The sequence below is a fragment of the Pseudomonas sp. BNK-15 genome, assembly GCF_047456105.1.
In the GTDB taxonomy this organism is placed as follows: Bacteria; Pseudomonadota; Gammaproteobacteria; order Pseudomonadales; family Pseudomonadaceae; genus Aquipseudomonas; species Aquipseudomonas putida_E.
On sequence record NZ_CP179898.1, the window covers coordinates 2745385 to 2765305 of the forward strand.

Annotated in this window: 17 protein-coding genes; 5 read left to right on the plus strand and 12 right to left on the minus strand. The window is 63.2% G+C overall.

The genetic code is table 11. The annotated features are described in order from the left end of the window. Window positions 1-21: 21 nt before the first annotated feature. The 11 genes from acs to dksA form a co-directional block, all read right to left on the minus strand. The gene (acs, locus tag ACMGF5_RS12520) at window positions 22-1956 is read right to left on the minus strand and encodes an acetate--CoA ligase (RefSeq protein WP_119688254.1); all 1935 of its coding nucleotides are present in this window, start codon (window positions 1954-1956) and stop codon (window positions 22-24) included. Between the two features lie 129 nt (window positions 1957-2085). Further along, complete coding sequence (gene pgi / locus ACMGF5_RS12525; RefSeq protein WP_125923576.1) at window positions 2086-3750, minus strand: glucose-6-phosphate isomerase; 1665 nt, start codon at window positions 3748-3750, stop codon at window positions 2086-2088. A 142-nt stretch (window positions 3751-3892) separates the two neighbouring features. After that, window positions 3893-4756 (minus strand): pantoate--beta-alanine ligase, encoded by an 864-nt coding sequence (gene panC / locus ACMGF5_RS12530; protein ID WP_414157823.1) that lies wholly within the window; start codon window positions 4754-4756, stop codon window positions 3893-3895. Then, complete coding sequence (gene panB, locus ACMGF5_RS12535; RefSeq protein ID WP_046788164.1) at window positions 4753-5553, minus strand: 3-methyl-2-oxobutanoate hydroxymethyltransferase; 801 nt, start codon at window positions 5551-5553, stop codon at window positions 4753-4755. Before panB ends, panC begins: the two co-directional genes overlap by 4 nt. A gap of 263 nt (window positions 5554-5816) precedes the next feature. Next, complete coding sequence (gene folK, locus ACMGF5_RS12540; RefSeq protein ID WP_012312667.1) at window positions 5817-6296, minus strand: 2-amino-4-hydroxy-6-hydroxymethyldihydropteridine diphosphokinase; 480 nt, start codon at window positions 6294-6296, stop codon at window positions 5817-5819. Then, entirely contained in the window at window positions 6293-7681 is a 1389-nt protein-coding gene (locus tag ACMGF5_RS12545) for a polynucleotide adenylyltransferase PcnB (RefSeq protein WP_115273547.1), read from the minus strand. Before ACMGF5_RS12545 ends, folK begins: the two co-directional genes overlap by 4 nt. Before the next feature lie 776 nt (window positions 7682-8457). Continuing rightward, window positions 8458-9897 carry a sigma-54-dependent transcriptional regulator gene (locus ACMGF5_RS12550; protein ID WP_174142449.1) on the minus strand — a complete coding sequence of 480 codons (1440 nt, stop codon included), beginning with the start codon at window positions 9895-9897 and terminating at the stop codon, window positions 8458-8460. 4 nt (window positions 9898-9901) lie between these two features. Continuing rightward, window positions 9902-12877, minus strand: coding sequence for a sensor histidine kinase (locus ACMGF5_RS12555; protein WP_012312670.1), 2976 nt, complete (start codon window positions 12875-12877; stop codon window positions 9902-9904). Beyond that, a complete protein-coding gene (locus ACMGF5_RS12560) occupies window positions 12861-13037 on the minus strand; it encodes a hypothetical protein (RefSeq protein WP_003250005.1) in 177 nt (58 codons plus the stop codon). Before ACMGF5_RS12560 ends, ACMGF5_RS12555 begins: the two co-directional genes overlap by 17 nt. Window positions 13038-13281: 244 nt before the next feature. Beyond that, complete coding sequence (gluQRS, locus tag ACMGF5_RS12565) at window positions 13282-14169, minus strand: tRNA glutamyl-Q(34) synthetase GluQRS (protein WP_119688257.1); 888 nt, start codon at window positions 14167-14169, stop codon at window positions 13282-13284. A 63-nt stretch (window positions 14170-14232) separates the two neighbouring features. Then, a complete protein-coding gene (dksA, locus tag ACMGF5_RS12570; protein WP_039604811.1) occupies window positions 14233-14676 on the minus strand; it encodes an RNA polymerase-binding protein DksA in 444 nt (147 codons plus the stop codon). A 210-nt stretch (window positions 14677-14886) separates the two neighbouring features. Between dksA and ACMGF5_RS12575 the strand changes: the two genes are divergently transcribed. Both ACMGF5_RS12575 and sfsA read left to right on the plus strand, forming a co-directional pair. Then, window positions 14887-16059 carry a pyridoxal phosphate-dependent aminotransferase gene (locus tag ACMGF5_RS12575; protein WP_414157824.1) on the plus strand — a complete coding sequence of 391 codons (1173 nt, stop codon included), beginning with the start codon at window positions 14887-14889 and terminating at the stop codon, window positions 16057-16059. Then, the gene (gene sfsA, locus ACMGF5_RS12580; protein WP_039604039.1) at window positions 16059-16772 is read left to right on the plus strand and encodes a DNA/RNA nuclease SfsA; all 714 of its coding nucleotides are present in this window, start codon (window positions 16059-16061) and stop codon (window positions 16770-16772) included. The genes ACMGF5_RS12575 and sfsA overlap by 1 nt, the downstream gene beginning before the upstream one ends. On the opposite strand, the gene ACMGF5_RS12585 is transcribed toward sfsA, so the two are convergent. Further along, window positions 16762-17079, minus strand: coding sequence for a Rieske (2Fe-2S) protein (locus ACMGF5_RS12585; protein ID WP_414157825.1), 318 nt, complete (start codon window positions 17077-17079; stop codon window positions 16762-16764). The genes sfsA and ACMGF5_RS12585 overlap by 11 nt on opposite strands. A gap of 149 nt (window positions 17080-17228) precedes the next feature. Between ACMGF5_RS12585 and ACMGF5_RS12590 the strand changes: the two genes are divergently transcribed. Genes ACMGF5_RS12590 through ACMGF5_RS12600 form a run of 3 tightly spaced genes read left to right on the plus strand, consistent with a single transcriptional unit; the run spans window position 17229 to window position 19914 of the window. Next, the gene (locus tag ACMGF5_RS12590) at window positions 17229-18113 is read left to right on the plus strand and encodes a heme/hemin ABC transporter substrate-binding protein (RefSeq protein WP_115273552.1); all 885 of its coding nucleotides are present in this window, start codon (window positions 17229-17231) and stop codon (window positions 18111-18113) included. A 50-nt stretch (window positions 18114-18163) separates the two neighbouring features. Next, window positions 18164-19147, plus strand: coding sequence for a FecCD family ABC transporter permease (locus ACMGF5_RS12595; RefSeq protein ID WP_414157854.1), 984 nt, complete (start codon window positions 18164-18166; stop codon window positions 19145-19147). Beyond that, window positions 19147-19914, plus strand: a complete 768-nt coding sequence (locus ACMGF5_RS12600; RefSeq protein ID WP_204919648.1) for a heme ABC transporter ATP-binding protein — start codon at window positions 19147-19149, stop codon at window positions 19912-19914. The genes ACMGF5_RS12595 and ACMGF5_RS12600 overlap by 1 nt, the downstream gene beginning before the upstream one ends. Window positions 19915-19921: the final 7 nt, after the last annotated feature.

Below are 19921 nucleotides of genomic sequence, written 5' to 3' on the forward strand. Positions count from 1 at the left end.
GCCATGAACAGGTGCCGCCGGCTATTGGTTGAGGCGTTTGTCGATCAACCCCTGCACCACGCTCGGGTCAGCCAGGGTCGAGGTGTCGCCCAGGGTGTCGAGTTCGTTGCAGGCGATCTTGCGCAGTATACGCCGCATGATCTTGCCCGAGCGGGTCTTGGGCAAGGCCGGCGCCCACTGGATCAGCTCGGGTTTGGCGAAGCTGCCGATTTCCTTGCTGACCAGTGCCAACAGTTCCGCTTTCAGGGCATCGTCCGCTGTCACGCCGTTCATGGTCGTCACGAACGCATACACACCCTGGCCCTTGAGATCATGGGGGTAACCGACCACTGCGGCCTCGGCGACGCTTTCATGCAATACCAGTGCGCTTTCCACTTCGGCGGTACCGATGCGGTGGCCGGAAACGTTGATCACATCATCGATGCGGCCGGTGATCCAGTAGTCGCCATCGGCATCACGCCGGGCACCGTCGCCGGTGAAGTAATAGCCGGGCATAGGTTTGAAGTAGGTGTCGACCATGCGTTGGTGGTCGCCGTAGACGCTGCGGATCTGCCCCGGCCAACTCGCCTTTATCGCCAGCAAGCCGGCGCCGGGCCCTTCGATCGGCTTGCCTTGGTCATCCAGCAGCACCGGTTGCACGCCGAACATGGGTTGTGTCGCACAACCTGGCTTGAGCTTCTGTGTGCCGGGCAGCGGGGTGAGCATGATGCCGCCGGTTTCGGTCTGCCACCAGGTGTCGACGATGGGGCAGCGTTTTTGGCCGACTTCCTCGAAGTACCATTCCCATGCCTCTGGGTTGATCGGCTCGCCGACGCTGCCGAGCAGGCGCAGGCTCTTGCGCGACGTACCCTGCAACGGGCCAGAGCCTTCACGCATCAGAGCGCGCAGTGCGGTGGGCGCGGTATAGAAAATATTGACCTTGTGCTTGTCCACCACCTGCCAGAACCGCGAGGTGTCCGGGTAGTTGGGAACGCCCTCGAACATCAGTGAAACCGCGCCGTTGGCCAGCGGGCCATAGACGATGTAACTGTGGCCGGTGACCCAGCCCACGTCGGCGGTGCACCAGAACACCTCGCCGTCGCGGTAGTCGAACACCACCTTGAAGGTCATGGTGGCCTGCAGCAGGTAACCGGCGGTGGTGTGCAGCACGCCCTTGGGCTTGCCGGTGCTGCCGGAGGTGTAGAGGATGAACAGCGGGTCTTCGGCCTCCATGGGTTCAGGTGGGCAGTCGTCACCCGCGTTTTCCGTTGCCTGGTCATACCAGAGGTCGCGGCCCTCGCTCCAGGCTACATCGGTACCGGTACGGCGCACCACCAATACGCTGCTGACGTCCGGGCAACTGGCCATTGCCTTGTCGACATTCTGCTTGAGTGGGATGCGTTTGCCGCCGCGCAGGCCCTCATCGGCAGTAATCACGGTGCGGCAGTCAGCATCGAGAATGCGGTCGCGCAACGCATCCGGGGAGAAGCCGCCGAACACCACCGAGTGGATCGCGCCAATCCGCGTGCAGGCAAGCATGGCGTAGGCAGCTTCGGGAATCATCGGCATATAGATGCATACCCGGTCGCCTTTCTTCACGCCACGTGCCTTGAGTGCATTGGCCAAGCGACAGACCTGGCGGTGCAACTCTTGGTAGGTGATGGCCTTGGAGTCCGCAGGATCGTCGCCTTCCCACAACAGGGCGGTCTGCTCGCCGCGTTGGGCTAGGTGGCGATCGATGCAGTTGTAGCTGACGTTCAGCTGGGCACCTTCGAACCAGCGGGCTTCGCCGGTCTTGAGGTCGCATTGCTGTACCCTGGACCACGGTTTGATCCAGGCCAGGCGTTTGGCCTGTTCGGCCCAGAAGGTGTCGGGGGCTTCGACCGACTGGCGGTAGAGGCGGCTGTAGTCGTCGGTAGAAAGGCTGGCGGACTGGCTGACGGCCAGGGCCTGGGGGTAGTCGCGTATATCGAACATGGCAGGTGGTCCTTTGCTCTTGTCGGGGCGGTGGACTGCAACGGCTATTCGATTGGACAGTGTAGCTGGAAGAGGTGTTCAACCTGTGCCGGCGTCTTCGCGGGCTGGCCACGAAGACGCCGGCATCGGTCAGCCGCGGTGACGGCCGCGGAAGTAGTTGATCAGGCCCTGGGTGGAACCATCTTCGGCGCTGTCTTCCAGGCTGCCGACGATACGCTGGTAGACACCCTTGCCCAGCTCCTTGCCCAGTTCCACGCCCCATTGGTCAAAGGCGTTGATGCCCCAGATCACGCTCTGTACGAACACCTTGTGCTCATACATCGCCACCAGCGCGCCAAGGCGACGCGGGCTGATGCGTTCGACCACAAGGGTGTTGCTCGGGCGGTTGCCCGGGATCACCTTGTGTGGAGCGAGCTGTTCGATGTCGGCTTCATTCAGGCCCTTTTGGCGCAATTCGGCCTCGGCCTCCTCACGCGTTTTGCCCAGCATCAGCGCCTGGCTTTGCGACAGGCAGTTGGCGTACAGCCACTGATGGTGGTCGGCAACCGGGTTGAAGCTCACCACCGGGACAATGAAGTCGGCCGGGATCAGCTGGGTGCCCTGGTGCAGCAACTGGTGGTAGGCGTGCTGGCCGTTGCAGCCGACGCCGCCCCAGATCACCGGGCCGGTATCGGTCTTCACTGGCGTACCGTCGGTCAGCACGCTCTTGCCGTTGGACTCCATGTCCAGCTGCTGCAGGTGTTTGGTGATGTTGCGCAGATAATGATCGTAAGGGAGGATCGCGTGGCTGCGGGCACCCCAGAAATTACCGTACCAGACGCCCAGCAGGGCCAGCAGCACCGGCATGTTTTTCTCGAACGGCGCGGTCTGGAAGTGCTGGTCCATGGTGTAGGCACCCGACAGCAGTTCCTTGAAGTTGGCGGTACCGATGGCCAGGGCGATCGGCAGGCCGATGGCCGACCACAGCGAATAGCGCCCGCCGACCCAGTCCCACATGGGGAAGATGTTCTCTTCGCGGATGCCGAAGGCTACGGCGGCAGCCTTGTTGCTGGATACGGCGATGAAGTGGCGATACAGCTCGGCTTCCGAACCGCCCTGGGCCAGGTACCAGGTACGTGCGGCCATGGCGTTTTTCAGGGTCTCGAGGGTGTTGAACGACTTGGACGAGACGATGAACAAGGTGGTTTCGGCGCGCAGGTTGGCCGACAGCTCATGGAACTCACTGCCATCGATGTTGGCCAGGTAGTGGCAGCGCACGCCGCGCTGGGCGTAGGGCAGCAGCGCCTCGGAAACCAGTTCAGGGCCCAGGAAAGAACCGCCGATGCCGATATTGACCACATCGGTGATAGGCTTCTCACTGTAGCCACGCCACAGCCCGTCATGGATACGCCCCACCAGCTCGGTGATCTGGTTGAGTACCTTGTGCACCTCGGGCATCACGTTGACGCCGTTGACGCTGAGCTTGTCACCCACCGGGCGGCGCAGGGCGGTGTGCAGCACCGGACGGCCTTCGGAGGCGTTGATGATTTCGCCGCTGAACATCGACTTGATCGCATCCTGCAGGCCGACTTGTTCGGCCAGCTGCACCAGCAGGTCGCGGCTTTGTTCGTTGATCAGGTTTTTCGAGTAGTCGAGGAACAGGCCGCAGCAGCTCAGGGAAAACTCGTCGAAGCGCTTGGAGTCGGCGGCGAAGGCTTCGCGCATGCTGAAATCCTGCATGGCGTCGCGGTGCTGCTGGAGGGCCTGCCAGGCTGGCAGGGCCGTAACATCATGGGGTGTCCGGTAATACGCCATTGCGCAGAATTCCTTGTTGCGTAGTGTGGCCTTGGACAGGGGCGTCATGGCCAGGTTCAGGCTGGCCATCATTATAGGCATTGGTTGCGCGCAGGGAATGGGGCGGGGAGGGGAATTTGGGGCTGCAGGGCAGCCCCCGGCATCATGCAGTCTTTTCGTCCAGATGCACGTAAAGGTTGTCGATAAGCCGCGTGTTACCCAGGTAGGCCGCCACCAGAATCACCAGGTCCCGGTCATCGACCATCGCTGGGCGAAGGGTCAGCGCATGGCGTACCTGCAGATAGTCCGGGCGCAGGCCGGCCGCTGTCAGCTGAGCCTGCCCATCGGCAACCAGCGCTGCAAAGTCGCGCTGGCCACGGCGGATGGCGTCGCCGATCTGCTGTAGCGTGCGGTACACAACCGGGGCGGTAGCACGCTGTTCTGCCGTCAGGTAACCATTACGCGACGACAGCGCCAGGCCATCCTCGGCGCGCACGGTCGGCTCGCCGATGATCTGGATCGGCATGTTCAGGTCACGCACCATGGCGCGAATCACCGCCAGTTGCTGGTAGTCCTTTTCGCCGAACACTGCAAGATCGGGCTGCACCATGTTGAACAGCTTGCTGACCACGGTGGCTACGCCCTCGAAATGCCCCGGGCGGCTTGCGCCACACAGGCCTTCGGAAAGGTTCGGCACGCTGACGCGGGTCTGCACGGCCATACCGTCGGGGTACATCTCTTCGACAGTGGGAGCGAACAGCAGATTGCAGCCAGCCTGGAGCAGGCGCTCTTGGTCGGCGGCGAGGGTGCGTGGGTACTTGTCGAGGTCTTCGTTGGCGCCGAACTGCAGCGGGTTGACGAAGATGCTGGCAACGACGAAGTCGGCACGTTGGGCCGCTGTGGTCACCAGCGCAGCATGGCCGTTGTGCAGGTTGCCCATGGTTGGCACGAAGCCGATACGCTTGCCCTCGCCACGGGCGCGCGCAATGGCTGCGCGCAGTTCACGGACGGTCTTGACTGTGTTCATGCGCTGAATCCGTGCTCGCTCGCTGGGAAACTGACGTCTTTGACAGCCTTGACGTAGGCGGTAAGTGCGCTCGCGATGTCCGGTTGGCCGACCATGAAGTTCTTCACGAACTTTGGTACCCGACCGCTAAGGGACAAGCCCAGCATGTCGTGCAGGACCAGCACCTGGCCGTCGGTAGCGTTGCCGGCACCGATACCGATCACTGGGATGCTGACGGCCTGGGTAATTTCTGCGGCCAATTCGCTGGGTACGCATTCGAGCAACAGCATGGCGGCGCCGGCCTGTTCCAGGGCGATGGCATCGGCGCGCATCTGCCGTGCCTGGGCTTCCTGGCGCCCCTGCACTTTATAACCGCCCAGAACGTTGACGGTTTGCGGGGTCAGGCCCATGTGAGCGCACACCGGCACACCGCGCTCGGCCAGCAGGCGAATGGTCTCGCCCAGCCAGGCAGCGCCTTCAAGCTTGATCATGTGGGCGCCGGCCTGCATCAGCGTGGCGCAGTTGGCGAAGGCCTGCTCGGGGGTGGCGTGGGCCATGAACGGCAGGTCGGCAAGAATCAGCGCACCCTCGTTGCCGCGTTTGACGCAGGCGGTGTGGTAGGCCATTTCCGCCGTGGTGACGGGCAGCGTGCTGTCATGGCCCTGCAGGACCATCCCCAAGGAGTCGCCCACCAGCAACACTTCGACGCCGGCCTGGCTTGCAGCCTTGGCAAAGGTAGCGTCGTAGCAGGTCAGCATGGTGATCTTTTCACCCTTGGCCTTGAGGCCGTGCAGGGTGGTCAGGGTTACTTCAGGCATGTAGGAAAATCCTCGTTCAGGCGCTGTGAAAAACGACCGCCAACAACGCGTGTAGTCATCTTCCGGAGCGGCACATCATCGCGTGTGATGTTCGGGGCACAGGTCCGTCCGGGCCTAAATACGGGTATGCGGCACTTTGGTGCCACACGGGACGCCTATAGTCGTGAGCGAGGTGGGGGAAGTCAATCACCCTGTTACCGCATTGTTACGAACAGGGTGTTACTGGCGTTACCGCCCTTGGAGAAAGGCCCCAAGCGCCTGGGCTACAGGCGTTCCAGGCCGACAAACGGGCAGGCTTGGAGCAACTGGGCAAGCGGGCGGCCGTCGGCCAGGTGAAAGTCGTCTGCCACCAGTTCGGCCAGTGGGTACAGCACGAAGGGGCGGGCATGCATGTGGTAGTGCGGCACCTGCAGGCGTGGCACATCGATGACGTGGTCGCCGAACAGCAAGATGTCCAGGTCGAGCGTGCGTGGGCCCCAGCGTTCCTTGCGTACACGGCCCTGTTCATTCTCGATGGCCTGCAGGGCGTCCAGCAGGTCCAGGGGGGCGAGAGAGGTATCCAGAGCGGCGACGGCGTTGGTGTAACGCGGCTGGCCAGGCAGCAGGGAGTCGCTGGTGTACAGGGCAGAGGCCGCCACCAGGCGGGTGCTCGCGACCCGGTCCAGCGCCTGCAGGGCGTTGCCCAGTTGCTCGGCAGGCGCATCCAGGTTGCTGCCAAGGCCGATGTAGGCGCGAGTGGTCACTCGAACGCCTCATCGCCACCACGTTTGCGCTTGCTGTTGCTGCGCTTGCGCTTGCGTGGGCCGGCCCCGGTGCCTTCATCACGGCTGCCCAGCTCGCGGATCATCTCGCGGCGCTCGGAGTCGCTGGCATCCTGGTAATCGGTCCACCACTGGCCAAGGTCGTCGGTTTCTTCGCCTGCGCTCTCGCGCAGCAGGAGGAAATCGTAGCCGGCACGGAAGCGTGGGTTGTCGAGCAGCAGGTCGGCGCGTTTGCCGCTGCGTCGTGGCAGGCGCTCCTGCATGTCCCAGATCTCGCGGATAGGCAAGGTGAAACGCTTCGGAATGGCAATGCGCGCACACTGTTCGGCAATCAGGTCGTGGGCTGCGCCATTCATGGCCGGGATCGGCGGTACACCCTGGTTTTGCAGGTGCAGTACGCGGCTTGGCAGGGCTGGCCAGAGCAGGGCGGCGAACAGGAAGGCCGGGGTCACCGGTTTGCCTTGCTTGATACGCAGGTCAGTGTTGCTCAGCGCCTGGCTGATCAGGGTATGGGTGTAGGTCGGGCGCTCTTCCAGTGCATGCGCACTGGCCGGGAACAGCGGCTCGAACAATGCCAGGTCGACCAGCATCTCGAAGACGATCGCGCCTTGGCCGGACAGGAACAGCTTGAGGCATTCCTCGAACAGCCGCGCAGGCGGGATTTCGCGCAGCAGCGGTGCCAGGCCGCGGATAGGCTGGAAAGTATGCTTTTCGATGCCGAAGTCGAGTTTGGCGGCAAAACGCACCGCACGCAGCATGCGTACCGGGTCTTCCTGGTAGCGATGCGTCGGGTCACCGATCAGGCGCAACAGGCGGTTGCGTACGTCGTGCACGCCGTTGGCGTAATCGAGGACGCGTTCGCTGACCGGGTCGTAGTACAGGGCGTTGATGGTGAAGTCGCGGCGTTGCGCGTCCTCTTCCAGGCTGCCATATACGTTGTCACGCAGAATGCGACCACTGGCATTGTGCGACGAGCGGTGACTGTCACCTTGGTCGTCTTCTGAGTGATGGGCACGGAAGGTCGCGACTTCGATGATTTCACGGCCGAAATGCACGTGAACCAGCTTGAAGCGACGGCCGATGATGCGCGCATTGCGGAACTCGGCACGTACCTGCTCAGGTGTTGCGCTGGTGGCGACGTCGAAGTCCTTGGGCGTGATGCCCAGCATCAGGTCGCGCACGCAACCACCGACCAGGTAGGCCTGGTAGCCCGCGCCTTGCAGGCGCTCGACGATATTCACCGCATGGCGGCTGAACTGGTGGCGCTGCAGCGAGTGTTGGCTCTTGTTGATCACCTCAGGCGTGGTGCGCTTGTGGTGCTGGCCCGGTACGGGAGGGCGGAAAGACTGGAACAGCTTCTTCAGCATGGGATGCACTGTGTGAAGGAATGTTCGGCCAAGAATAGGAGAATGGCCGCATGATGGGCGGGGATTCTAGCATTTACTCGGGGAATGGTGTAGGCGGTAGCAGGATGGACTGCCAGAAGGGAGAAACGACAAGGGGAGCCTAAGCTCCCCAAGAAGTCGTTGCGTGCTCTTATTGTTTTTATGCCGGGCTTCTTGTTTTTGTTGAGTGCCCTGCCCACAAATCTCAAAGCTTGTGGACGACCCCCAATCCAGGGGTTAAGAGCAAACGGATTGCTTTGGCCGCTGATGTCACGCTGATCATTCGATCCAACCAGTTCAGGCGCTGCTTTTTAGTGCAGTTTTTGTTGTTCTCTGCCTGGTCGTGGGGCAAGCCCCAAACACGCATCCTCTCCAAAAGAATCAGTTAGCTGCGCCTCCGCCGTCTTGTTTTTATTGTGCGTGAGCCGTTTCGTCTTGTTCTTATTCTGAGTTGCAGTGCTTGTTATTGTTCTTGTACTGAACATATAGCAGGTGGCGTGCCAACTTTTGCAAACCCAATGAAATCAATGGCTTGGCGGGTTTTTGAAAAGGCTGGCGGGTGGTAAATGTCGGAATTTCGTTACCGTACGCCTCGGGAACTGTTACGGCGCAAAGATTGGGTAACAGATTTTTGCGGGTACTGATGTGTTACCACGGGTTGCCGCGACCTGTTCAGCGTCCATGCGATCAAGCGCCGCGCGGGCGGCGCTCGATCTGACTGGCGCCACCTTTGCTGCGGCGTGCACCATCGGAGTCGCTCATTCGCTGGTAGCGTTGCTCTTGCGGCGCGGTATGCCCAGGCGCTGACGGCGCTCCCACAGGCACTTGCGGCTCACCCCGAGCTTGCGGGCAAGCTCGGTTTCGGTCATGTGGTCCTGGTGCTCAAGCACGAAATGCTGGAAGTAGTCTTCCAGCGATAGATCCTCGGTCGGCTCATGGCTGGCGTTGCTGGCAGCGCCAGCGGCCATCGCCTTGTCGAGAAGGTCGTCATCGTCCATATCGCTCAGCTCGATATCGATACCCAGCAGTTCGGCCGATATTTCCGCGCTCTCGCTCAGAATCACCGCACGCTCTACGGCGTTCTCCAGTTCGCGCACGTTGCCCGGCCAGCTGTAATGACGAATGGCTTGCTCGGCTTCAGGCGAGAAGTGCAGGTCGTCACGACCGATGCGCGCGCTCTGCCTGGCGAGGAAGGCGCTGGCGATCTCGTTGACGTCACTGCCGCGCTCGCGCAGGGCTGGCAATTTCAGGGCGATCACATGCAGGCGATAGTAAAGGTCTTCACGGAATTGCCCAGCCTTGGCCAGGTTTTTCAGGTCGCGGTGGGTCGCGGCAATCAGGCGCACATCGACTTTTTGCGACTGTACCGAACCCACCCGGCGGATTTCGCCCTCCTGCAGTACGCGCAGCAGACGGGCCTGGGCTTCCAGTGGCAGTTCACCGATCTCATCGAGGAACAGGGTGCCGCCGTCTGCCGCTTCCACCAGGCCGGCACGCCCGGCGCTGGCACCGGTGAACGCACCTTTTTCGTGGCCGAACAGTTCCGACTCGATCAAGGTTTCGGGAATGGCCGCGCAGTTCACCGAGATCATCGGCGCTTTGGCGCGCCGTGACAGGTTGTGCAGGGCACGGGCTACCAGTTCCTTGCCGGTACCGGACTCACCCTGGATGAGCACATTGGAATCGGTGGGCGCCACCTTGCGGATCTTGCTGTACATATCCTGCATGGGGGGGCAGGAGCCAATGATGCCGATCTCGCCGTTGGCCGATGCCGGGGCGCCTTTTTCGGCAGGCGCTGCCTTGCCGTTGCTGCGTGGCTCGGCGGCTGGGGCGGGTGCCGGCGCACTCTGCCGGTCGCGCAGGATGCGCGCCACGGCCTGGAGCATTTCGTCGTGGTCGAAAGGCTTGGCGATGTAGTCCACCGCGCCCATCTTCATCGAGTCCACCGCCGAGCGCAGGCTGGCGTAACTGGTCATGATCAGCACCGGGGTGCCTTGGCCGAGCTTGATCAACTCGGTTCCTGGCGCGCCGGGCAGGCGCAGGTCGCTGACGATCAGGTCGAAGGTGGCAATGCTGAAGCGTTCCTGGGCTTCCTGCACCGAGCCGGCTTCGCTGACCTGGTACTGGTTCCGCTCGAGCAGGCGACGCAAGGCCGAGCGGATGATGGTTTCGTCTTCGACGATCAGAATATGCGGCATTGATTCAATTCTCTCGACGGTCTCGAATTTCAGGGGACGTCGCTACGACATGCCGGGGCAGGGTCACGCGGATCCGTGTGCCACGTTGCCGTTCGATGTCGGCCGGGCTGTCGATGGTGATTTGCCCATAATGCTCTTCCACGATGGAATAGACCAGAGCGAGCCCCAGTCCGGTTCCCTCGCCCGGGTCCTTGGTGGTGAAGAAAGGTTCGAACAGGCGGTCCATGATGTTCTTCGGAATCCCACTGCCTTCGTCCTCGACGATCAGGTCGACGGTGTGCTCGCTGACTTCGGTGCGTACCCGCACGGCGCTGCCGGGCGGCGAAGCATCGCGCGCGTTGGAGAGCAGGTTGATCAGTACCTGGGCCAGGCGCTGGGGGTCCCCCTCGGCCCAGTGGTCGGGGTCGCAGAGGTTGAAGAACTGTACTTCGAAATTGCGCCGGTTCAACGCCAGCAGACCGATGGCATCCTGGGCCACTTCAGCCAGGCACACCGGCTCTTCGCTGTTCTGGTGGCTACCGCCGGCATGGGCAAAGCTCATCAGCGACTGCACGATGCGCGACACCCGTTTGGTCTGTTCGAGTATCTGGCTCGACAATTCGATGATCTCGCCGTCCCCTTCGCGCTCCTCGCGCAGGTTTTGCGCCAGGCAGGCGATGCCGGTGATCGGGTTGCCGATCTCGTGGGCCACGCCCGCAGCCAGGCGGCCGATGCTGGCAAGGCGCTCGGAGTGCACCAGCTTGTCTTCCAGGGCCTGGGTCTCGGTGAGGTCTTCGACCAGCAGCACCAGGCCGCTGTTGCCGGGTGCCAGGGGCTCGTCGATGGCTGCCTTGTGCAGGTTCAGCCAGCGCGGCTGCCCGTCCAGTGCCAGGCGCTGCTTGTGCAAGTGCTCATCAGGCACGTTGATGAAACCTTGCAGCAGGCCGCGCCAGGGTTCATCGATGGTTACCAGGCGCGACCCGACCACGTGTTTGGCGGCGATGCCGGTCAGCTCTTCCATGGCCTTGTTCCACATCAGGATTTCCTGGTCCTTGGCCAGCGAGCAGACGCCCATGGGCAGCTCCTGCAGGGTCTGGCGGTGGTAGCGGCGCAAGGCATCGAGTTCAGCAGCCAGGCCCGTCAGGCGCGAGTGGTAATCTTCCAGGCGGCTTTCGATGAAGTGAATGTCTTCGGTGACGTAGTTCTCGTTGCCAGACTTGTAAGGCAGGAAGGTTTCGACCATGTCCTGGGCCACGCTCGGGCCCATCAGGCCCGAGAGGTTGGCCTCGATGCGGTCACGCAGGCGGCGCAGGGCATAGGGGCGGCGCTCGTCGAACGGCAGGTAGAGGTCACGCAGGGCTTGTTCGACTTCCTTCTGTGCAGCCTTGGCGCCCAGTGGCTTGGCCAGTTGGGTGGCGAATTCCTGCGGTGAGGCAGCATGCAGCTCGCGGCGCTGGGGGCGGCGCACGTTGTCCACCGCGCATGCTTCAGCGGCGCTGACTTCCTCGCTGCTGGCGTTGGTGAACAGTGAAATCAGCGTGAACAACAATACGTTGGCGGCCAGCGAGGCAATTGCCGCCATGTGCCAGCTGGTGTCGTCGAGCACATAGATCATGTCCAGCAGCGGGATGTAGAAGCCCTGCAGGTTGCCCAGCAGGGGCAGCAGCATGGTCACCATCCATACCAGGGTGCCGGCCAGCAGGCCGGCGATGAAGCCACGGCGGTTGGCGGTCGGCCAGTACAGCACCGACAGCACCCCAGGCAGGAACTGCAAGGTGGCGACGAAGGCGACGATGCCCAGGTTGGCGAGGCTCTGGTGGGTGTTCTGGTTCAGGTAGAACATGAAGCCAGCGGTGATGATGGCGACTATCAGCGCGCGGCGGGTCCATTTCAGCCAGCGGTAGATGTTGCCTTCGGCCGGTGGCTGGTACAACGGCAGCACCAGGTGGTTGAGCGCCATGCCCGACAGCGCCAGGGTGGTGACGATGATCAGGCCGCTGGCGGCAGACAACCCACCGACATAGGCCAGCAGTGCCAGCGCCTTGTTGTTGGCGGCGATGCCAAGGCCCAGTGTGAAGTACTCGGGGTTGGTACTGGCGCCCAGGCGCAGGCCTGCCCACAGCACCAGCGGCACGGCCAGGCTCATCAACAGCAGGAACAGCGGCAGGCCCCAGCTGGCGCTGACCAGCGAGCGCGGGTTGAGGTTTTCGGTGAAGGCCATGTGGTACATGTGCGGCATGACGATGGCCGAGGCGAAGAACACCAGCAGCAGGGTGCGCCATGGGCCCTCCTGCAAGGGGGTGTGCAGCGCTGCCAGGGCTGTCTGGTTCTGCAGCAGCCACACTTCCAGCCCGTGCGGGCCCCCGAACACGCCGTACAGGGCATACAGGCCAATGCCGCCCAGGGCCAGCAGCTTGATCACCGACTCGAAGGCGATGGCGAACACCAGCCCTTCATGCTTTTCGCGCGTGGCGATGTGGCGTGAGCCGAAGAAGATGGTGAACAGGATGATCAGCGCACAGAAGGCAAAGGCCACCCGGGCCTTGACTGGTTCACCGGTGAGAATGCTGATCGAGTCGGCCACTGCCTGAATTTGCAGCGCCAGCAGGGGCAGTACCCCGATCAGCATGAAAATGGTCGTCAGCGCACCGGCCCAGGTGCTGCGAAAGCGAAAGGCCAGCAGGTCAGCCAGTGACGACAATTGGTAGGTGCGGGTGATCTTGAGGATCGGGTAGAGCAGCACCGGTGCCAGCAGGAAGGCGCCGGACACCCCAAGGTAACAGGCGAGGAAGCCGTAGCCATACTGATAGGCCAGGCCCACCGAGCCGTAGAACGCCCAGGCGCTGGCGTAGACACCCAGCGACAGGGTGTAGGTCAGCGGGTGGCGAATGATCGAACGGGGTATCAACCCACGCTCGCTGATCCAGGCCACGCCGAACAGCACCATCAGGTACGCGGCGCTGATCAGGATCATCTGGGTCAGGCTAAAGCTCATCGGCATCTCGTTGGCTCTGCAGGATGAAGGTGACGACGATCAGGATCAGCCAGAGCAGGTAAGGGCGGTACCAGGCACCGGTCGGTTCGATCCACCAGTCCATGATGGCCGGGGAGAACAGGTAGATCCCCACGACCAGAAGCAGGACCAAACGATAGATGTACATGCTGGCCTCGATGGTTGGGCGCTGCGGGCTTGGACTTATTATTGGCGCAAATGGCTGGGGCGATGCTAGCGGGAATCGGTGGTGTTCGCCAAGGGTTTGAAATTATTGGGCTTTTGTTTTTGAGACGGTAGTTGCCTGTAATGGCCCTATCGTCGGTAAGCCCGCCCCCCACAAGTACCCACACCTATAGGTACTGCACTGTACCTGTGCAAGCCGGCTTGCCGGCGATAGGGCCGGTGATGCTTCAGTTCAAATCAGCCTCGGGCACCGTCGTTCGCTGTGCAATGGCCGCTGGCTGCCAACGCTGGCGCGCCACGGCCAACACTTCAGCCGGCGTCGCCGTCAACAACTGGGGGTCGGCTTCCTGGCCCAATGCCCGCAACGCCCGCAACAGCAACGGCGTCGCCTGGCCAGCCTCAAGGGGCGGCGAACGGTACGACTTGCCCAGCTTGTGCCCATCAGGTTGCACGATCAGCGGAATGTGCAGGTAGCGCGGCTGGGAAAAGCCCAGCAATTCCTGCAGGTACAACTGGCGCGGCGTGTTGTCGAGCAGGTCGGCCCCGCGCACGATGTCGGTAACACCTTGCCAGGCATCATCCAGCACAACGGCCAACTGGTACGCATACAGCCCGTCGCGGCGCTGAATCACGAAATCGCCCACCTCGCGCCCAAGGTGTTGCTGGAACGCCCCTTGCACCCGATCGGTAAAGCGGTAGAGCAGTTCTGGCACCCGCAGGCGGATGGCCGCGCCTTCACGGGCATGCCCGGCGTTGCGGCAAAACCCTGGATAGATGCCGTTGTAGCCTTCGAGCTGCTTGCGCGAACAGGTGCAGGCATAGGCCAGGCCCATATTGAACAAGCGCTCGACCACTTCTGCATAAGCCGGGTGGCGCTGGCTCTGGAAGACAACCTCGCCGTCCCACTCCAGCCCATAGCGCTCCAGCGTCTGCAGGATTGCATCACGGGCGCCCGGCATTTCCCGGGGCGGGTCGGTGTCTTCCACGCGAAGCAGCCAGCGGCCATTGACCGCACGGGCGTCAAGCCAGGAGGCGAGGGCTGCGACCAGCGAGCCGAAGTGCAGAAAACCGCTGGGGGTGGGGGCGAAGCGTCCGATGTAGCGGGAGTCGTTCATGGGTGGTCGTGCGTATGAAATGAAACGGGGCGCATGATGCGCCCCGTTCGGGTAGGAGAAGGATCAGCCTTTGCCGACTGTTTTTTCCTTTTTCTCCGCGATTTCCTTGCAGTCGAAGCACAGGTCGGCAGTCGGACGGGCTTCCAGACGGCGCAGGCCGATCTCGATACCGCAGGAGTCGCACCAGCCGTACTCGTCGTCCTGAATTTTCTGCAGGGTCTTGTCGATTTTCTTGATCAGCTTGCGCTCGCGATCGCGGTTGCGCAGCTCAAGGGCGAATTCCTCTTCCTGGCTGGCGCGGTCGGCCGGGTCCGGGAAGTTGGCCGCTTCGTCTTTCATGTGATCAACGGTGCGATCCACACTGACCATCAGCTCGCCTTTCCAGGCATTGAGCAGCTTGGTGAAGTGCTTTTTCATGGGCTCGCCCATGTACGCCTCACCCTTGCTTTCGACGTAGGGCTCGACACCGTACATGGTCTGGACTTTTTGCTTTTCTACGGTGGACATGAATAGACCGCCTCTCACTCATCTGATCCAATGCGCAGGATGCTCCATCTCCGGCACCCGCCGGCCCTGCGACTGCGAGCCGCCGAACTTACCAGATAGATCGGGGGTGCGCTAGCCCGCCCGGTCCTAGCTGTTGACAGCGCCGTGAAGCGCACGTTCGGTGCCGCGCAGAGGTAGAATCACCAGTTTAGACCCAATTGAGAGAAGGTCATGGCTCACCCCTACAGTGCGCGCAGCCGCGCCATCGAACCCTTCCACGTCATGGCGTTGCTGGCGCGGGCCAACGAGCTGCAAGCGGCCGGTCATGATGTGATCCACCTGGAGATCGGCGAGCCGGACTTCACCACTGCCGCGCCTATCGTCGAGGCAGGCCAGGCAGCGCTGGCTGCCGGGCATACCCGCTATACCGCCGCGCGTGGCCTGCCGGCACTGCGCGAGGCGATTGCGGTTTTTTACGACCAGCGTTATGGCGTTGCGGTGGACCCTGAACGCATCCTGATCACCCCGGGGGGCTCTGGCGCGCTGCTGTTGGCCAGCAGCCTGCTGGTCGACCCGGGCAAGCACTGGCTGTTGGCAGACCCCGGCTATCCATGCAACCGCCACTTCCTGCGACTGGTCGAGGGTGGTGCGCAACTGGTACCTGTCGGGCCTGAGGTGAACTACCAGCTGACCGCCGACCTGGTGGCCCGCCACTGGAACCAGGACACCGTCGGTGCCCTGGTCGCCTCGCCAGCCAACCCCACCGGTACGGTGCTGGAGCGTGATGAGCTGGCCAGCCTGGCCAAGGCCACCCGCGAACGAAATGGCCACCTGGTGGTGGACGAGATCTACCACGGGCTGACGTACGGCATGGACGCTGCGAGCGTCCTGGAGGTGGATGATTCGGCATTCGTCCTGAATAGTTTTTCCAAGTATTTCGGCATGACCGGGTGGCGGCTTGGCTGGCTGGTTGCGCCGCCTGACGCCGTGGCCGATCTGGAAAAGCTGGCGCAAAATCTGTACATCAGCGCGCCCAGCATGGCCCAGCACGCCGCACTGGCCTGCTTCCAGCCTGAAACCCTGGCAATATTCGAAGCGCGCCGCGCCGAGTTTGCCCGTCGTCGCGACTACCTGTTGCCCGCCCTGCGCGAACTGGGCTTTCGCATTGCCGTGGAGCCGCAGGGCGCGTTCTATCTATATGCCGACATCAGTGCCTTTGGTGGCGATGCCTTTGCCTTCTGTCGGCACTTTCTGGAAACCGAGCATCTGGCGTTCACGCCGGGCCTGGACTTTGGTCGCCACCTGGCCGGCCATCATGTGCGCTTTGCCTACACCCAGAGCCTGCCGCGGCTGGAGGAAGCGGTCCAGCGCATCGCCCGGGGCTTACGGAGCTGGCAAGGCTGATGGTGTTCTTTCCTCCACTCGAGCAGGGGCGGCTGTTGCGCCGCTACAAGCGGTTCCTGGCGGACATCGAACTGGCCAATGGGGAGCAACTGACCATCCATTGCCCCAACACCGGCTCCATGCTCAATTGCATGCGTGAGGGCGGGCAGGTCTGGTTCAGTCGCTCCAACGACCCCAAGCGCAAGCTGCCGGGCACCTGGGAAATCAGTGAAACGCCCCAGGGGCGGCTGGCCTGCGTCAACACGGGGCGGGCCAACGCGCTGGTCGAAGAAGCGCTTCGCGCCGGCGTGATCCGAGAGCTGGCGGGCTTCACTGCACTCAAACGTGAGGTGGCCTACGGTGAAGAAGGCAGCCGTGTGGACTTTCGCCTGGAGTTCGACCACGGGCCGGCCTACGTCGAGGTCAAGAGTGTGACACTGGGGTACCCGGACACGGCAGTGGCTGCTTTCCCGGATGCTGTCACCCAGCGCGGTGCCAAGCACCTGCGCGAACTGGCGACGCTGGCCCGGCAAGGTATACGTGCGGTGCAGTTGTACTGTGTGAACCTGACAGGCATCGAAGCGGTGCGCCCGGCCGACGAGATCGATGCGGCTTATGCCCGGGCACTGCGCACCGCGGTGGCGGATGGAGTAGAGGTGCTGGCCTATGGTGCGCGCCTGGATGCCGGGCACATCGTCATCGACCGTCCGCTACCGGTGCTGCTCAACCCCTGAGCCAGATGCCCTGGCTATCTTCCAGGCAGTCCAGGGCCTGCAGCGCGTCACCTTCGCAGGGGCCTGCCACGCATTCGCCATTCTCAATCAGGAACAGCGCCCCGTGATGGGCACAGTGGATCAGGCTGGCACTGTCATCGAGAAATGCGCCCGCCTGCCAGTTCAAGGGGATACCCCGGTGCGGGCAGCGGTTACGATACAGGTGCACACGGCCCTGGCGACGCACGCCGAACAGTTCGGTGCCGTCTACGCTGAAGGCGCGGCTGTGGCCCTCGGCCAGCGCTGCGGAAGTACAAAGGAAGTGCATTTGCGGGAACGACTCGTGAAACAAGTGATGGCTTGACGCGCCAATGCGAATAATTATCAAATTGCCCGCTATCGCTGCGCCCGGTTGTCTATGGTGCGCAGTTCCGCCGTTCGCCACAAGGCGTGTGGCTCGCCTTCAGAAGGAATCCGATGATGCGTCGTCCCGCTGTCTTGCTTGCCTTGTGTGCGGCCCTGGTTGCTTGCACCCAAGCCCTGGCCGCCGACCTGCCACAGCGCTGGGTCAGTGCTGGCGGCGCATTGAGCGAGTGGATCAGCGCACTGGGCGGCGAGCCGCGCCTGGTGGGTGTGGACACCACCAGCCAGCATCCTGAGTCACTCAAGGGCCTGCCAAGTATCGGTTACCAGCGCCAGTTGTCCGCAGAGGGCATCCTCAGCTTGCGCCCGGATGTACTGGTGGGCACAGAAGAGATGGGGCCGCCACCTGTGCTTGCGCAAATCCGCAAAGCCGGCGTTCGGGTGGAGCTGCTCTCCAGCAAGGCTGACCTCGCCGCCGTGGATGCAAACCTCGAGCAGTTGGGTATGTTGCTCGGCGCCGAGCAGAAGGCCGCGCAACTCGTTGCCGATTATCATCAGCAGCTCGAGGTATTGCAGGAGCAGGTCAAGCAGGCCCAGGCCAGCCACAAGGTGCCGGGTGTGCTGTTGCTGGTCGGCCATGCCGGTGCCAAACCGCTGATTGCCGGGCAGGGCACCGCAGGTGACTGGCTGCTGCGTCAGGCAGGTGGGCGAAACCTGGCGGAGCATCAGGGATACAAGAACTTCTCCAATGAGGCGTTGGCGGCGCTGGACCCGGATGTCGTGGTGTTCTCCGACCGCGCCTTGGTCGGCGACCAGGCCCTGCAGGCACTGCTCAAGGAAAACCCGGCCCTGAACGCCTCCCGCGCGGTACGCGACAGGCGCCTGGTGCCACTCGACCCGACCTTGCTGGTTGGCGGCCTGGGCCCGCGCTTGCCGCTGGCCCTGCAAGACCTGGCGGCTGCGCTCTACCCGGCGGCAAAGGTCAGCTTCACGCAATGAAGCCGCGCGTGCAGCCACGTACACTGATTACCTGCCTGAGCCTGCTGTGCCTGTTGGCGGTATGGCTGTCCCTCGCGTTGGGCCCTGTGAGCTTGCCGCTGTTCGATACCTTGCGCGCGGGCCTGCGGTTATCGGGGCTGCGCATCGATGGCGAAGGCCTGCAGCAGGCCGAAATGATCCTGGGCCAGATTCGCCTGCCACGCACACTGCTGGGTTTGGCAGTGGGGGCGGTGCTGGCGCTGTGCGGTGTGGCCATGCAGGGGTTGTTCCGCAATCCGCTGGCCGACCCTGGGCTTGTGGGTGTCTCCGCCGGTGCCGCAATGGGCGCCGCAGTGGCTATCGTTGGCGGTAGTTGGTTTGGCGGCATGCCTGAGGCTTTCGCACCTTACTTATTGTCACTGTGCGCCTTTGCCGGCGGCCTCGGGGTCACCGCGCTGGTCTATCGCCTTGGGCGGCGCGACGGGCAGACCAATGTGGCCACAATGTTGCTGGCCGGTGTAGCCATGACTGCGCTGGGGGGCGCGGGGGTTGGCCTGTTTTCCTACCTGGCCGACGATGCCACCCTGCGCACGCTGACCTTCTGGAACCTGGGCAGTCTCAATGGTGCCAGCTACGACCGGCTGTGGCCGTTGCTGATCGTTGCCGCAGGCGTCGCGCTGTGGTTGCCGCGCCGGGCGCGGGCGCTCAATGCCTTGCTGCTGGGCGAGTCCGAGGCGCGGCACCTGGGGATCGAGGTGGAGCGGCTCAAGCGCGAGTTGGTGTTCTGCACGGCCTTGGGTGTGGGAGCGGCCGTTGCGGCGGCGGGGCTTATCGGCTTCATCGGCCTGGTGGTACCGCACCTGGTGCGCTTGCTGGCCGGGCCTGATCACCGCGTGGTGTTGCCCGCCTCGTTGTTGGCCGGCGGCGTGCTGATGCTGCTCGCCGACCTGGTGGCGCGCTTGGCGCTGGCGCCGGCCGAGTTGCCGATCGGTATTGTCACGGCATTTATCGGTGCGCCGTTTTTCCTGGTTCTGCTGATCAGAGGGCGCAGCTGATGTTGCAAGTCGAGGGCCTGTACCTGCGTCGTGGTGGGAATGAAGTACTGCAAGACCTCCACCTGCAATTGCACCCGGGCCAGGTCATGGGCGTGCTCGGGCCGAATGGTGCAGGCAAGAGCAGCCTGCTGGGCGTGCTGTGTGGCGAGCTGTCGCCCGGCCAAGGAAGCGTGACGCTGCAGGGCCGGCCGTTGGCCGATTGGCCTGGGCAGGCGCGGGCCAGGCGCCTGGCGGTGTTGCCGCAGGTGTCCAGCCTGGGCTTTGCGTTCAGGGTCGAGGAAGTGGTGGGCATGGGGCGAATGCCGCATGACAGCGGCCAGGTGCGTGACGCTGAGATCGTTGAGGCGGCCCTGCGCGCGGCGGATGCCTGGCACCTGCTGGGTCGCAGTTACCTGGCTTTGTCGGGCGGAGAGCGGCAACGGGTGCATCTGGCCCGCGTACTGGCTCAGCTTTGGCCGGGTGAGGAGGGGACTACGCTGCTGCTTGACGAGCCGACCTCGATGCTCGACCCCTTGCACCAGCACACCACCTTGCAAGCCGTGCGCAGTTTTGCCGATCGCGGCGCAGCGGTATTGGTGATCCTGCATGACCTGAACCTGGCGGCGCGCTACTGTGATCGTATCCTGTTGCTCGAAGGCGGCCGTGCCCATGCTCTGGCGTCGCCGCAGGAGGTATTGACGCCCAGGGCGCTCAAGGCCGTGTTCGGCATTGACGTATTGGTGCAGGCCCATCCGGAACGGGGGCATCCGCTGATCATCACCCGCTAGGAGGCGT

Excerpts from the sequence above, each read along its gene's own strand:
- ACMGF5_RS12590 (WP_115273552.1), top strand. The coding sequence starts at position 17,229 with ATGATGCGTCGTCCCGCTGTCTTGCTTGCCTTGTGTGCGGCCCTGGTT.
- ACMGF5_RS12545 (WP_115273547.1), bottom strand. The coding sequence starts at position 7,681 with ATGCTGAAGAAGCTGTTCCAGTCTTTCCGCCCTCCCGTACCGGGCCAG.
- ACMGF5_RS12600 (WP_204919648.1), top strand. The coding sequence starts at position 19,147 with ATGTTGCAAGTCGAGGGCCTGTACCTGCGTCGTGGTGGGAATGAAGTA.
- ACMGF5_RS12550 (WP_174142449.1), bottom strand. The coding sequence starts at position 9,897 with ATGCCGCATATTCTGATCGTCGAAGACGAAACCATCATCCGCTCGGCC.
- panC (WP_414157823.1), bottom strand. The coding sequence starts at position 4,756 with ATGAACACAGTCAAGACCGTCCGTGAACTGCGCGCAGCCATTGCGCGC.
- acs (WP_119688254.1), bottom strand. The coding sequence starts at position 1,956 with ATGTTCGATATACGCGACTACCCCCAGGCCCTGGCCGTCAGCCAGTCC.
- ACMGF5_RS12575 (WP_414157824.1), top strand. The coding sequence starts at position 14,887 with ATGGCTCACCCCTACAGTGCGCGCAGCCGCGCCATCGAACCCTTCCAC.
- pgi (WP_125923576.1), bottom strand. The coding sequence starts at position 3,750 with ATGGCGTATTACCGGACACCCCATGATGTTACGGCCCTGCCAGCCTGG.
- ACMGF5_RS12585 (WP_414157825.1), bottom strand. The coding sequence starts at position 17,079 with ATGCACTTCCTTTGTACTTCCGCAGCGCTGGCCGAGGGCCACAGCCGC.
- gluQRS (WP_119688257.1), bottom strand. The coding sequence starts at position 14,169 with ATGAACGACTCCCGCTACATCGGACGCTTCGCCCCCACCCCCAGCGGT.
- sfsA (WP_039604039.1), top strand. The coding sequence starts at position 16,059 with ATGGTGTTCTTTCCTCCACTCGAGCAGGGGCGGCTGTTGCGCCGCTAC.
- panB (WP_046788164.1), bottom strand. The coding sequence starts at position 5,553 with ATGCCTGAAGTAACCCTGACCACCCTGCACGGCCTCAAGGCCAAGGGT.
- ACMGF5_RS12555 (WP_012312670.1), bottom strand. The coding sequence starts at position 12,877 with ATGCCGATGAGCTTTAGCCTGACCCAGATGATCCTGATCAGCGCCGCG.
- ACMGF5_RS12560 (WP_003250005.1), bottom strand. The coding sequence starts at position 13,037 with ATGTACATCTATCGTTTGGTCCTGCTTCTGGTCGTGGGGATCTACCTG.
- dksA (WP_039604811.1), bottom strand. The coding sequence starts at position 14,676 with ATGTCCACCGTAGAAAAGCAAAAAGTCCAGACCATGTACGGTGTCGAG.